The organism is Diaminobutyricibacter sp. McL0608 (assembly GCF_039613825.1).
Taxonomy (GTDB): Bacteria; Actinomycetota; Actinomycetes; order Actinomycetales; family Microbacteriaceae; genus Diaminobutyricibacter.
The window spans coordinates 2,437,810-2,451,243 of record NZ_CP154826.1; the positions used below are offsets into that span (position 1 = coordinate 2,437,810).

12 protein-coding genes are annotated in these 13,434 nt (G+C 67.9%); 1 reads left to right on the forward strand and 11 read right to left on the reverse strand.

The genetic code is table 11. The features are described 5' to 3' along the window. The first annotated feature begins 114 nt into the window (after window positions 1-114). Complete coding sequence (locus AAYO93_RS11555; protein WP_345761338.1) at window positions 115-1,524, forward strand: DUF2252 domain-containing protein; 1,410 nt, start codon at window positions 115-117, stop codon at window positions 1,522-1,524. 99 nt (window positions 1,525-1,623) lie between these two features. On the opposite strand, the gene der is transcribed toward AAYO93_RS11555, so the two are convergent. The 11 genes from der to recN form a co-directional block, all read right to left on the reverse strand. Continuing rightward, window positions 1,624-3,141 carry a ribosome biogenesis GTPase Der gene (der, locus tag AAYO93_RS11560; RefSeq protein WP_345761339.1) on the reverse strand — a complete coding sequence of 506 codons (1,518 nt, stop codon included), beginning with the start codon at window positions 3,139-3,141 and terminating at the stop codon, window positions 1,624-1,626. Beyond that, window positions 3,134-3,838: a (d)CMP kinase gene (gene cmk / locus AAYO93_RS11565; RefSeq protein WP_345761340.1), complete on the reverse strand. Its 705-nt coding sequence runs from the start codon at window positions 3,836-3,838 to the stop codon at window positions 3,134-3,136. Before cmk ends, der begins: the two co-directional genes overlap by 8 nt. Next, window positions 3,835-4,923, reverse strand: a complete 1,089-nt coding sequence (locus AAYO93_RS11570) for a prephenate dehydrogenase (RefSeq protein WP_345761341.1) — start codon at window positions 4,921-4,923, stop codon at window positions 3,835-3,837. The genes cmk and AAYO93_RS11570 overlap by 4 nt, the downstream gene beginning before the upstream one ends. 63 nt (window positions 4,924-4,986) lie before the next feature. After that, window positions 4,987-5,706 carry a pseudouridine synthase gene (locus AAYO93_RS11575; protein WP_434056688.1) on the reverse strand — a complete coding sequence of 240 codons (720 nt, stop codon included), beginning with the start codon at window positions 5,704-5,706 and terminating at the stop codon, window positions 4,987-4,989. Window positions 5,707-5,800: 94 nt separating this feature from the next. Next, window positions 5,801-6,442: an SMC-Scp complex subunit ScpB gene (scpB, locus tag AAYO93_RS11580; RefSeq protein ID WP_345761343.1), complete on the reverse strand. Its 642-nt coding sequence runs from the start codon at window positions 6,440-6,442 to the stop codon at window positions 5,801-5,803. Beyond that, entirely contained in the window at window positions 6,432-7,226 is a 795-nt protein-coding gene (locus AAYO93_RS11585; protein ID WP_345764870.1) for a segregation and condensation protein A, read from the reverse strand. Before AAYO93_RS11585 ends, scpB begins: the two co-directional genes overlap by 11 nt. A gap of 121 nt (window positions 7,227-7,347) precedes the next feature. After that, the gene (locus AAYO93_RS11590) at window positions 7,348-8,208 is read right to left on the reverse strand and encodes a ParA family protein (RefSeq protein WP_434056689.1); all 861 of its coding nucleotides are present in this window, start codon (window positions 8,206-8,208) and stop codon (window positions 7,348-7,350) included. A gap of 139 nt (window positions 8,209-8,347) precedes the next feature. Then, window positions 8,348-9,253, reverse strand: coding sequence for a site-specific tyrosine recombinase XerD (xerD, locus tag AAYO93_RS11595; protein WP_345761345.1), 906 nt, complete (start codon window positions 9,251-9,253; stop codon window positions 8,348-8,350). Beyond that, window positions 9,250-9,927 carry an NUDIX hydrolase gene (locus AAYO93_RS11600; protein WP_345761346.1) on the reverse strand — a complete coding sequence of 226 codons (678 nt, stop codon included), beginning with the start codon at window positions 9,925-9,927 and terminating at the stop codon, window positions 9,250-9,252. The genes xerD and AAYO93_RS11600 overlap by 4 nt, the downstream gene beginning before the upstream one ends. A gap of 4 nt (window positions 9,928-9,931) precedes the next feature. Next, entirely contained in the window at window positions 9,932-11,620 is a 1,689-nt protein-coding gene (locus AAYO93_RS11605; RefSeq protein WP_345761347.1) for a CTP synthase, read from the reverse strand. Window positions 11,621-11,715: 95 nt separating this feature from the next. Continuing rightward, window positions 11,716-13,425 (reverse strand): DNA repair protein RecN, encoded by a 1,710-nt coding sequence (recN, locus tag AAYO93_RS11610; protein WP_345761348.1) that lies wholly within the window; start codon window positions 13,423-13,425, stop codon window positions 11,716-11,718. Between the last annotated feature and the right edge of the window lie 9 nt (window positions 13,426-13,434).

Sequence of the window (13,434 nt, forward strand, 5' to 3'; positions counted from 1 at the left end):
CCTTTGTGGGTGCAAAGTCAGTGAATCCATAGCTACGCGTCACCCGCCGTTCAGTTTCGGCCGTTCGAGCGCCGTTTTCTGTCGCACCGTGCGACCTGTTGGTAAGTTGACGCCATGACACCTGCACCGGGGCGGCTGCGCTTCGAACACGCCCACGTCGTGTCCTTCCAGGAGCGCTTCGACGACGGGCGGGCGGCGCGTTCGAGCATCCCCCGCGGTTCCCACGCCGAGTACACCCCGCGCAGCGACCGCGACCCCCTGGGCATCCTGGAGAAGCAGAACTCCGTCCGCCTCGCCGACCTCATCCCGCTGCGCACCACCCGGATGCTCGCCAACCCGTTCGCCTTCTACCGCGGCACCGCCGCCATCCAGGCCGCCGACCTGCGCACCGGTGTCGACACCAACGCCGAGATCGTCATCTGCGGCGACGCCCACATCGCGAACTTCGGACTGTACGCATCGCCCCAGCGCACGATGGTCTTCGACCTGAACGATTTCGACGAGGCGTCGTACGGGCCATGGGAGTGGGATCTCAAACGCATGGTCACCAGCGTGGTGATCGCAGCCAGGCACAAAGGGTATTCGGCGGCGGATGCGCGCGCCTCGGCCCTCGCATCCACTCTCGCCTATCGCGACTCGCTTCGCGCCGCGATGCAACTGGATGCGCTGCAGCGGTTCTACCTGGCCGCCACCGTCACCCCCGGCGTCTCACGGTTCGGCAAGAAGACCCAGAAGACGATCGACACCACGCTTCGTTCGGCTCAGAACCGCACCTCGGCGCGGGTCGTCGAGAAGATCACGGAGCTCGCGCCCGACGGCACCCGGGTCATCGTCGAGAATCCGCCGACGCTCACCCACGTCGACACCACCCACGAAGAAGAACTGATCGACGCGATGCGGCACTATGCGCTCACCGTGCCGTCGCACGTGGCGCTGCTGCTCTCGCAGTACGAGATCACGGATGTGGCGCGCCGCGTCGTCGGGGTGGGCAGCGTCGGGACCCGGTGCTTCATCCTGATGCTGACCGGGCCGCGCGCCGATCCGCTGGTCCTGCAGCTGAAGGAGGCGACGCAGTCAGTGGTCCAGCAGTTCGGCGGCATCCCCCGGCATGCCCTGCCCGGGGTCGACCCGAAGACGCGCGGGTCGCACAGCGGCGGGCGCGTGGTCTCGAACCAGCGCATCCTGCAGGCGGTGTCGGATCCGTTCCTCGGCTACCTGACCTTCGGCGGCTTCGACTTCTACGTGAGGCAGTTCCGCGACCGCAACGTGTCGTTCGACATCGACGCTCTCGGGCGGCAGCCGTTCACGGACTATGTCGCATCCTGTGGCGCTCTGCTCGCCCGGGCGCACGCGCAGAGCCCGAACGCGGCGTTCATCGCGGGCTACATCGGCTCGTCTGAGTCGATGGTGAATGCCGTCGTCGAGTGGGCGTTCGCGTACGCCGACCAGTCTCTCGCCGACTTCGAGGCTCTCCGCGGGGCAGTGGCCGACGGCCGCTTCGAGGCCGCCCCCTCCCCCGGCTGACGCGCCCATCCGGTCGCCGCACTACTTCCGTCCCACCGCACCAGGCCTACGTAGTGCGCCGAGACGAAACTAGTGCGCTGAGGCGAAATCAGGCGCGGCTCAGGTGCGCTTGCGCTTCTCCCGCACCCGCATGTTGAGGTTGATCGGCGATCCTTCGAAGCCGTAGATCTCGCGCAGGCGACGGATGATGTACCGGCGGTAGCCTGGGTCGAGGAAGCCGGTCGTGAACACGACGAATGTCGGCGGGCGGCTCGACGCCTGGGTCCCGAACAGGATGCGCGGCTGCTTGCCGCCACGGACGGGGTGCGGATGCGCGGCCGTCAGCTCTGCGAGGAACGCATTGAACTTGCCGGTCGGGATGCGCGTATCCCATGACTCGAGCGCAAGCTCCAGTGCGGGCACCAGCTTCTCCATGTGCCGGCCGGTCCGTGCCGAGATGTTGACACGAGGAGCCCACGCGACGTGGGCCAGATCCTGTTCGATCTCGCGTTCGAGGTAGCGGCGGCGGTCGTCGTCGAGGAGGTCCCACTTGTTGAACGCGAGCACGAGCGCGCGGCCCGATTCGAGCACGAGGTCGATGATGCGCACATCCTGTTCGCTGATCGGCTCGCTCACATCGAGCAGCACGACTGCGACCTCCGCCTTCTCGAGTGCCGCGCTGGTGCGCAGCGACGCATAGAAGTCGGCACCCTGCTGCAGGTGCACCCGGCGGCGGATGCCCGCGGTGTCGACGAAGCGCCACACCTTGCCGGCGATCTCGACCTGCTCGTCGACCGGGTCCCGGGTGGTTCCCGCGAGTTCGTTCACGACCACACGCTCTTCGCCGGCGGCCCGGTTCAGCAGGCTCGACTTCCCGACGTTCGGCCGACCCAGGATCGCGACCCGTCGCGGGCCGCCCACTTCCTGCTTCGCGACCGCGGAGACCTCCGGAAGCACCTTCAGGATCGTGTCGAGCATGTCGGCGACGCCACGTCCGTGCAGGGCGGAGACCGGCATCGGCTCGCCGAGGCCCAGCGACCAGAGCACCGCGGCGTTCGGCTCCTGCCGGCTGTCGTCGACCTTGTTCGCTGCGAGGAACACCGGCTTCTTCGTCTTGCGCAGCAGTCGGACCACATGCTCGTCGGTCGAGGTCGCGCCGACGTTGGCGTCGACGACGAACAGCACGGCGTCGGCGAGGTCGATCGCGACCTCGGCCTGGGCGGCGACGGACGCGTTGATGCCCTTCGCGTCGGGCTCCCAGCCGCCGGTGTCGACGACGGTGAAAGGCCGGCCGTTCCACTCCGCCTTGTACGAGACGCGGTCGCGCGTCACACCCGGGGTGTCTTCGACGACGGCTTCGCGCCGGCCGAGGATACGGTTCACGAGCGCAGACTTGCCGACGTTCGGGCGTCCGACAATCGCCAGGACCGGCAGCGCCGGAAGGTAGGTGATCGCGTTCGGGTCTTCGGTCGCGGCCTCGAGGATGTCGAGGTCGCCCTCGTCGAGCTCGTAATCGTCGAGTCCGCTGCGCAGGGCGGTGGCCCGCTGGTGGGCGAGGTCGTCGTCGAGGTCGCTGAGTCTTTCGACCAGGTCGTCTTCGGTCGCGTCGAACTCGTCTGGTTCGATGTCTTTAGGCATGGGCTTCTCTCTGGACGACTGCGATGACCGCATCCACGGTCTGGTCGAAGTCGAGGTCTGTTGAATCGACGGTGGTCACACCGTCGGCGGCGTTCATGAAGTCGACGACCCGGGAATCGGCCCGGTCGCGATTGCGGAGCTGCTCCCCCACCGTTGCGGCGGAATGGCCGGTCAGCTCGGCAGAACGCCGTGCCATTCTAACGGACTCAGCTGCGGTCAACAGGATTCTCACAGGTGCATCCGGCGCGACCACGGTCGTGATGTCACGGCCTTCGACCACGATGCCGGCCCGATCTGTCGTCGCCATGATGGCGCGGAACAGCTCGGTGAGCCGCACGCGCACCTCGGGCACACGTGCGATCGCGCTGACGACGGCGGTCACCTCGGGGTCGCGGATGGCATCGGTCACGTCGTGCTGACCGACCATGACGTGGTACCCGTCAGGATCGGTGCCGATGCGGTAGTCGAAGTCGGGAAGCGTTTCGGTGACGGCCCGAGCATCCGTCGGGTCGACACGACGCCGCAGCACGAACCACGCGAGCGCGCGGTAGGCGGCGCCGGTGTCGAGGTATGCGTAATGGAGGCGACGCGCAGCCGCCTTGCTCACGCTCGACTTCCCACTTCCGGCCGGCCCGTCGACGGCGACGACGACGACATCGCCCCACGGTTTGTCGACGCTCCCGTTCTCACTGCTCATCCGGCGATCCTCCAGCCCCGTGCGGTCAGGTCGTCGATCGTGCGCTGCAGCGCCTCGGGAAGTACGGCGATCTCGGCGAGCCCGACCTGCGCGCCCGGCGAGTGCTCGAGTCGCAGGTCTTCGAGGTTGACGCCGATCTCGCCCATCTCGGTGAACAGGCGCCCCAGTTCGCCGGGCTTGTCGTCGACCATGACGACCACGGAGGCGAACCGGCGATCCTGTCCGTGCTTGCCGGGGAGTCGTGCGACTCCCGCGTTCCCGCCGGCGAGTTCTTCGGCGAGCGAACGCCGTGATCCTGGGGAATCCAGGTCGCCGAGCGCGACGAGCACGCGATCGAGGTCGTCGCGGTACGCGCGCAGGATCTCGACCACCGCGGGCGCGTTCGCCCCGAGGATCTGCACCCACAGTTCCGGCTCACTGCCGGCGATGCGGGTGACGTCGCGCACGCCCTGTCCGGCCAGCGCGAGGGCGGCATCCGACGACCCCTGCAGGCGCTTGGCCATCAGACTCGAGACGATCTGCGGCGCGTGGGAGACCAGCGCCACGGCGGCATCGTGCGCGACCGTGTTCATCTCGATCGGCGTCGCGCCCAGATCGAGCACGAGCGCTTCGACGCGGGACACACTCGCACGCGACACCTCAGGGCGGGTGCAGACCACCCACGGCCGGCCCATGAACAGGTCGGCGCGCCCGGAACTCGGGCCGCCCCGTTCCCGTCCGGCGAGAGGATGCGACCCCACGTACCGGCTGATATCACGGCCCGACGCCTCGAGCTCGGCCATCGGCGCGACTTTCACGCTGGCGACGTCGGTGACCACCGCATCCGGATACGCGGCCAGCTCTGCGAGCACGACCGACGCCGTGACGTCGGGAGGTACGCACACCACGATGAGCGCGGGCGACTCCTCTCCGTCGCTCGTGCGGCCGGCACCGTAGTCGATCGCAAGGTTCAGGTTCGCGGGCGATGCGTCGTCGAGCACGACATCCACACCCCGCGCGCGGAGGCCGAGGCCGACGGATGCGCCGAGCAGCCCAGCGCCGACCACGCGGACAGGTCCGGTGAGCCGGGATGACGTGTCGTTCACGATGCCTCTCAGTCTGCGCGCCTTCCGGCGACGTCGGGGAGGCCGGGATGCGCACCCAGGTCCTCAGCGTTCGGCTGGTTTCTCCCGCGAGATCGTGAGCAACTGGCCGAGTTCTACCTTAGTCAGGTCGCGCACCTGACCCACTCGAAGCGTCCCCAGGTGCAGGGGCCCGAACTGGCGCCGGACGAGTTCGATGACCGGGTGGCCGACCTCGGCGAGCATCCGCCTCACGATGCGGTTGCGGCCGGAGTGCAGGGTGATCTCGACGAGGCTGTCCTGGCTGGCGGCGCTGCGCTCGAGCAGCCGGGCCTTGTCGGCGGCGATCGGTCCGTCTTCGAGGACGACGCCGCGCGTGAGTGTCGCGATCGTCTGCGGTGTCACCGCGCCTGTGACGCGCGCCACGTAGGTCTTCATCACCCCGAACGACGGATGCGCGAGAACGTGCGCGAGTTCGCCGTCGTTGGTGAGGATGAGCAGCCCGCTCGTCTCCGCGTCGAGCCTGCCGACGTTGAAGAGCCGCTCCTCGTAGGCCTCTGCGAACCGTGAGAGGTCGGGGCGACCCTGCTCATCGCGCATGGAGCTGACCACTCCGGCCGGCTTGTTGAGCATCACGTAGCGTCGTGACGGGTCCAGCTGAACAGCGGTCCCGTCGACGGCCACGAGGTCGTGATGCGGGTCGACGCGTCGCCCCAGCTCGGTCACGACGGTGCCGTTCACAGTGACACGGCCTTCGACGATGAGCTGCTCCGAGACGCGGCGGGATGCGACACCGGCGGCCGCCATCACTTTCTGCAGGCGTTCGCCCTCACCGGACGCGCCACTCTGGCCGGACGCCCCGCCGCCCTGTCCCGCCGAGCCGCCGCCCGACGGGGCCTTGTCAGCGGACATCGCCGTCGAACCCGTCCACGCCGTCGGCGAGCAGCGGTGAGATGCGCGGAAGGTCGTCGATCGAGTTGACCCCGAGCTGCGTGAGCAGCAGGTCGGTGGTGCCGTAGTTGATGGCGCCGGTCTCGCTGTCGGTGAAGAGTTCGGTGATCAGACCGCGGCCGAGCAGGGTGCGCACGACCGAGTCGACGTTCACGGCACGGATGGATGCGATGGCACCCCGGCTGATCGGCTGCTTGTATGCGATGACCGCAAGCGTTTCGAGCGCCGCCTGCGAGAGCTTCGTCGGGTTCTGTGCGAGCACGTAGTCGGCCACGACGTCGTCGTATTCGGCGCGCACGTAGATGCGCCAGCCTCCGCCGACCTCGCGCAGCTCGAACCCGCGCCGCACGCCGCCGTCCTCACCGTCGAAGTCGCGCACCAGGGCGTCGATCGCAGCGCGTACGCGTTTGACCGGGGCACGGACGGCGGTCGCGAGCATGACCACACTGAGCGGCTCGTCGGCGACCATCAGAATCGCCTCGAGAGCACGCTCGACGTCGATCTCCGCCTGGACGTCCGCCACGTCCGTAGCGCCGTCCACCTCGATGGCCGAGTCCTCGACTTCGCTTACGCGCGTTGCTTCATCCGTCATAGTCGGCTCCGAGGTTAGCAAGATTCTCCTGTGACCAGTGTTCGGCCGTCCATCTGAGGCTGAGTTCGCCGAGCGGTTCGACCTGCTCGAACGCGATCGCTGCGTGCCGGTACAGCTCCAGCACCGCCAGGAACCGGGCGATCACGACGCCTTTCTGGTCGGCGCCCGCGATCAGCTGCCGGAAGGTCAGCGTCTCACCGGAGCGCAGCATCCCGACGACGTGCGCCGCCTGTTCCCGGATGCTCACCAGCGGCGCGTGGAGGTGGTCCAGTCCGACGGTCGGCAGCTCGCGCGGCGTCAGCGCGAGGGTCGCGAGCGCGGCGAAGTCGTCGACCGACAGGGTCCACACCAGTTCGGGTGTCCGCTGGCGGAACTTGTCCTCCAGTCGAACGCTCCGCGCATGCCGGGTGGCCTCCGCCTCGAGTCCAGCCTGGAACCAGGCCGACGCCTCCTTGAACGCCCGGTACTGCAGCAGCCGCGCGAAAAGGAGGTCACGTGCTTCGAGGAGCGCCACGTCTTCCGCGTCCACGAGTTCGCCCTGCGGCAGGAGCCCTGCGACCTTCAGGTCGAGCAGGGTCGCCGCGACGACCAGGAACTCGCTGGCCTCGTCGAGGTTCTTGTCCGAGTCGATGGTGCGCAGGTAGCTGATGAACTCGTCGGTGACGCGGCTCAGCGAGATGTCGGTGATGTCGAGCTCGTGCTTGGTGATCAGGCTCAGCAGCAGATCGAACGGTCCCTCGAAGTGGCCCAGGTCGACACGGAAACTGCGCGCGACCGGCTGCACTGCATCCGCCTCCGTGCCCGCATCCGGAGCGGTCGGCTCGGCGGACGACAAAGCTGAAGTGGACGACGAGGCCGCAGCGGCAGCATCTGCGTCGGGAAGCTCCGCGTCGAAGCCGGTCGGGCTAGGCGACGGCGCCACGCGCGATCAGCTCTCTGGAGAGCTGCCGGTAGGCCTCGGCGGCCGCGTGCTCCGGCGCGAACTGGGTGATCGGCGTCGCGGCGACCGACGCATCCGGGAACTTGACCGTGCGGGAGATCACCGTCTCGAGCACGTTGTTGCCGAACGCGTCGACGACCCTTTCCAGCACCTCGCGCGAGTGCAGCGTGCGCGAGTCGTACATCGTCGCCAGGATGCCGTCGAGCTGGATCGCCGGGTTGAGCCGCTCGCGCACTTTGTCGATGGTCTCGATGAGCAGGGCGACACCGCGCAGGGCGAAGTACTCGCATTCGAGCGGGATCAGCACGCCGTGGCTCGCCGTCAGCGCGTTCACCGTCAGAATGCCGAGCGACGGCTGGCAGTCGATCAGGATCACGTCGTAGTCGTCGCTCACCTTGCGCAGAACGCTCGCGAGGATCTGTTCCCGAGCGACTTCGTTGACGAGGTGTACTTCGGCGGCCGACAGGTCGATGTTCGCGGGGATGATGTCGAGTCCGGGCGTCTCCGTGTGCTGGATGGCCTCGCTGACATCTTTGGTGCGCGACAGCAGCAGGTCGTAGATCGTCGTGACGTCGTGGGTCTGCGCACCGAGACCGGCGGAGAGAGCGCCCTGCGGATCGAAGTCGACTGCGAGCACACGCCGCCCGTATTCGGCCAGCGCAGCACCCAGGTTGATGCTCGTCGTCGTCTTGCCGACGCCGCCCTTCTGGTTGCAGAGTGCGATGATGCGGGCCGGGCCGTGGGTCTTCAGCGGCTTGGGCATGGCGAAGGAACGCAGCGGGCGACCGGTGGGGCCGAGCGGGGCGGGAAGGGACGCTTCATCCAGGCCGGGGAGCTCTGCTCGAACCTCGTTGCTGCGCGTCACCTGCGTGTTCCTCGTCCCTGTAGTGCGGTCCTTCAAACGCACAGTCTATCGGCGGTCTCCCCGGTTCGCGGGCCGCACCCGCCGCGATCCGCGAGGCCGTTCACCGAGCGCGCGGGTGCGCCGTCGTGTACATGTCGCGCAGGGTGTCGGCCGTCACGAGGGTGTAGATCTGCGTCGTCGCGACCGACGAGTGGCCGAGCAGTTCCTGCACGACCCGCACGTCGGCTCCCCCGGCGAGCAGATGGGTGGCGAAGGAGTGCCTGAGCGTGTGCGGTGACACCTCGACGCCGAGGTGCGCGCGCTCCGCCGCCGAGCGGATGATCAACCAGGCGTTCTGGCGCGACACCCGCTGTCCGCGCATCCCCAGGAACAGCGCCGGTGTCGCCTTTCCCCGCACGGACAGGGCCGGTCGCGCCCGCACCAGGTAGGCGTCGAGGGCCGCGCGGGCGAAACTTCCGAGCGGCACGATCCGCTGTTTCGAGCCCTTGCCGGTGAGTCGCACGATGTCCTCGTCGATCACGTCGTCGACGTTCAGGTCGACCGCCTCACTCACGCGGGCGCCGGTCGCGTAGAGGAGCTCGAGCAGCGCCTTGTCACGCAACGACTGGATGTCGTCGCCGTCGGTGGCCGCGAGCAGGGCTGCGACCTGGTCGATCGTGATCGCTTTCGGCAGGCGGCTGGCGAGTTTGGGCGGCTTCACCTCGCGGGCAACGTCTGCCGGGGCGAGCTGTTCTTCGAGCAGGAACCGGTGGAATCCGCGGACCGTGGACAGCATCCGCGCCATCGACGACGCCGTGAGCGGCGCGTCTTCGCGGGTTCCGAGGTGGCGCGCGAACGCCGACACCTGCGCGGAGGTGATGGCGGCCGGGTCGTCGACCCCTTCGCCGGTGAGCCAGTTCGCGTAGACACCGAGGTCGCGCCGGTAGGCGGCGACCGTGTTGGCCGAGAGGCCCCTCTCGATCGAGACATGCCGCAGGTAGGAGTCCACAGCCGTCGCGATGGTCACGGCCGCATGTCCCCGTCCGGCCGCTCGCGCTCGCCGGCCTTGCCGAGTTTGGGATGCCGCGGCCAGGGGCTGTTGGCGGCTCCCAGCTGCGACCATCCGGTCTCCCGCGCCGTACGGGCCGCGAGGGCTCCGACGATGAGTGACGGGTTCTGGATGCGTCTGGCGAGCACCGCATCCACCACCTCGTCGAGCGGGACCCAGCGCTTCTCGATGTCCGCCTCTTCTTCGGTGCGGTCGAAAGCCGCCGCAGTCGGGCGCACCGTGCGGGCCAGGTAGATGCGGATCGCCTCGTCGCTGCCGCCGGGCGAGGTGTAGAACTCGGCGAGCACGCTCCAGTCGTCGGCTTCGAGGTCGGCCTCTTCGGCGAGTTCGCGTTTCGCCGCGGCGAGCGGAAGTTCGCCGTGCAGATCGAGCAGCCCGGCGGGGATCTCCCAGTCGCGGTACCGCACCGGATGCCGGTACTGCTTGATCAGGAGCGCCCGGTCATCGTCGTCGAGGGCGAGGATCGCCACCGCACCGGTGTGGTCGACGAATTCACGGACGATGTCGTGACCGTTGTACCGGAACGTCTCGCGTCGGAGGTTCCACACCTTGCCCGTGAACACGTTCTCGGACGCGACGATGTCCGGCGTCTCGGGGTCGTCCGAGAGCAGGTCGTCGGTGCGGGCGCCCACCTGTTCAGGCGTCCTGGGTGACTTCGAACAGCCGGCTTGCCTTCTGACGATCGAGTGCCGCTCCCACGAGCCCGCGGAACAGCGGGTGGGCCCGGTTGGGCCGCGAACGCAGTTCGGGATGCGCCTGCGTGCCCACGTAGAACGGGTGGACGTCACGCGGAAGCTCGACGTATTCGACCAGGTGGCCGTCGGGCGACGTGCCCGAGAACCACAGGCCGGCGTCGGCGATCTGTTCGCGATAGCCGTTGTTGACTTCGTAGCGGTGGCGGTGGCGCTCGGACGCTTCGTTCGCCCCGTACAGTTCGGAGACGATGGAGCCTTCGGCGAGCGTCGCCGGGTACAGGCCGAGGCGCATGGTTCCACCGAGGTCTCCGCCGGCGATGATCTCCACCTGCTCCGCCATGGTGGCGATGACCGGGAATTCGGTGTCCGGGTCGAATTCGGATGAGGATGCTCCGGTCAGGCCTGTCTCGTGCCGCGCGTATTCGATCACCATGCACTGGAGTCCGAGGCACAGGCCGAGCGCCGGGATGCCGTTCTCCCGCGCGAAGCGGAGTGCGCCGACTTTGCCTTCGATCCCGCGCACACCGAACCCACCCGGGACGCAGATCGCATCGACGTCGGAGAGTTGCGTGGCGGCGCCTTCCGGGGTTCCACATTCATCGGAGGCGATCCACTTGAGCCTGACTTTCGCGTTGTGCGCGAAGCCGCCGGCGCGAAGCGCTTCGGTGACCGAGAGGTAGGCGTCGGGAAGGTCGATGTATTTTCCGACGAGTCCGATGGTGACGTCGTGGGCCGGCTCGTGGACAGCGTGCAGCAGGCTGGCCCAGCCGTCCCAGCTGACGTCTCCCGCGTCGAGGCCGAGCTGGTCGATGATGTAGGAGTCGAGGCCCTGGTCGTGGAGCATCGTGGGGATGTCGTAGATGCTGGGCACGTCGATCGCGTTGACGACCGCGGCTTCGTCGACGTCGCACATGAGGGCGATCTTGCGCTTGTTGGATTCGGAGACCGGGCGGTCGCTGCGGAGCACGAGCGCGTCGGGCTGGATTCCGATGGAGCGGAGCGCTGCGACGGAGTGCTGGGTGGGCTTCGTCTTCTGTTCGCCGGATGCGTTCATGAACGGCACCAGCGAGACGTGGACGAAGAAGCAGTTCTTTCGGCCGAGTTCGTGGCGCACCTGACGGGCGGCTTCGATGAACGGCTGCGATTCGATGTCGCCGACGGTGCCGCCGATCTCGGTGATGATCACGTCGGGCTGGGGGTCGTCCCCGGCCTGGAGGCGCATCCGGCGTTTGATCTCGTCGGTGATGTGCGGGATGACCTGGACCGTGTCGCCGAGGTATTCGCCGCGGCGTTCTTTGGCGATGACGGTGGAGTAGATCTGCCCAGTGGTGACGTTCGCGGACTGGCTGAGGTTGATGTCGAGGAAGCGCTCGTAGTGTCCGATGTCGAGGTCGGTCTCTGCGCCGTCGTCGGTGACGAAGACTTCGCCGTGCTGGAACGGGTTCATCGTCCCGGGGTCGACATTCAGATAGGGGTCGAGTTTCTGCATCACCACCCGGAGGCCTCGGGCAGTCAGAAGATTGCCCAGGCTGGCTGCCGTGAGGCCCTTGCCCAAAGAAGAAACGACACCACCTGTCACGAAAATGTGCTTGGTAATGCCGTTCGAATTGCCCGCGTCTGTTTTATCCACCACGGGCTTTTATGCTATCACCTTGCGCGCTGGAGCTTGGAACGACGCATCGCGTCGCCGCGACGCCAGCGCCGAGCAAGCTACGCTTGCTCGGATCACACCGAGGCGCCCGAAGCCATCTCGATGAGCTCCCGCGCGTGCGCGAGGCCGCTTTCGGAGTCGGGCAGTCCTGACAGCAGTCGCGCCATTTCGGCGATACGTTCGTCGCCGCCCAGCTGGCGCACGCTCGATGCGGTCACCGACCCGTCGCTGCCTTTGACCACGGTGAGGTGATTCGTCGCGAACGCCGCGACCTGTGCGAGGTGGGTGACGACGATCACCTGGGCGGTCTCTGCGAGCCGGGCGAGTCGCCTGCCGATCTCGATCGCGGATGCTCCCCCGACGCCGGCGTCGATCTCGTCGAAGATGAAGGTGGGCACCGGGTCGCTCCCCGCGATGACGACTTCGATCGCGAGCATCACGCGCGAGAGCTCGCCTCCGGATGCTCCGCGCCCGAGCGCCCGTGGCTCGGCGCCGGCGTGCGGCTGGAGCAGGATCGACACGAGGTCGCGGCCGGTCGCCGTGAACTCTTCGCGCTCAGCGACCTGCACGATGACCCGGGCGTCAGCCATGGCGAGCGCTGAGAGCTCATCGGACACGGCCTCGCCGAGTCGTTCGGCTGCAGTCGTGCGGAGTTCGGTCAGCGCTGTCGCGAGTTCGTCGAGCAGCACCCGGTCGTCGTCGACGCCGTTGCGCAGCTGGTCGATGCGTTCGGAGTCCCCGTCGAGTTCGAACAACCGCGAACTGCCGGTCTCCAGGTTGCGGATGACCTCGTCGAGTGTTGGACCGTACTTGCGGATCAGCGTGGTCAGCTCGGCTCGCCGCTCCTGGACGATCTCCAGCTCACGCGCGCCGTCGGTGTCGAGGCCGGCCAGGTAGGACGAGAGCTGGGCCGCGATGTCGGATACGAGGTAGTTGGCGTTTGCGACGGCTTCGGCGAGCGCGACGAGTTGAGCGTCGTGCGAGGACACACGTTCGAGGTTGCGGCGGGCCGTGTCGAGCAGTGCGAGGGCGTCGGCGCCTTCGGATTCTTCAGCGGAGAGGAGCTCTCGCGCACTCGCGGCGGCGACGCGCAGGTCTTCGAGGTTGGAGAGCCGTTCCGACCGCTCGGCGAGTTCTTCGTCTTCACCGGGCTGGGGAGCCACGGTCTCGATCTCCGCCATCGCGAGCCGCAGGTCTTCTGCTTCTCGTGCGCGTCGATCCTGGTCGGCCACGAGTTCGTCGAGTTCGGCACGGTTCTCGTTCCAGCGGTAGAACACGTGCTGGTAGTTCTGCAGCGCCCCAGCGAGTTCGGCACCCGCGTAGCGGTCGAGCGCTTCTCGCTGGGCGACGGCCGATCGGAGCCTGACTTGATCGGACTGCCCGTGGACGACGACGAGCTGCTCGCCGAGTTCGGTGAGTACGCTCACCGGCGCGCTGCGCCCGCCGACCACCGCACGGCTGCGCCCTTCTGCGGACACAGACCGGCTCAGCACGAGCTCGGCTGTTCCGTTGTCGATGGGGTCGACGTCGCCTCCCGCATCACGCACACGATCGACCACGTCTCCGGTATCGCGTACCCGCCAGCGGCCTTCGACCCACGCCTGCGGGCTGCCGAGCCGCACAGCGCCGGTGTCGGCGCGCTCTCCGAGGAGGAGTCCCAGCGCCGAGACGACCATCGTCTTGCCCGCGCCCGTCTCGCCCGTGAGTGCTGTGAATCCCGGTCCGAGTGGGAGTGCCGCTTCGGCAATGACGCCCAGGTCTTTGATCGAGATCTCCTCAATCACCGTCTCACC

Bases quoted from the DNA above. Each gene is read 5' to 3' on its own strand.
- AAYO93_RS11555 (WP_345761338.1), top strand. From the start codon at position 115: ATGACACCTGCACCGGGGCGGCTGCGCTTCGAACACGCCCACGTCGTG.
- cmk (WP_345761340.1), bottom strand. From the start codon at position 3,838: ATGAGCAGTGAGAACGGGAGCGTCGACAAACCGTGGGGCGATGTCGTC.
- scpB (WP_345761343.1), bottom strand. From the start codon at position 6,442: ATGACGGATGAAGCAACGCGCGTAAGCGAAGTCGAGGACTCGGCCATC.
- der (WP_345761339.1), bottom strand. From the start codon at position 3,141: ATGCCTAAAGACATCGAACCAGACGAGTTCGACGCGACCGAAGACGAC.
- AAYO93_RS11575 (WP_434056688.1), bottom strand. From the start codon at position 5,706: ATGGCGGCCGCCGGTGTCGCATCCCGCCGCGTCTCGGAGCAGCTCATC.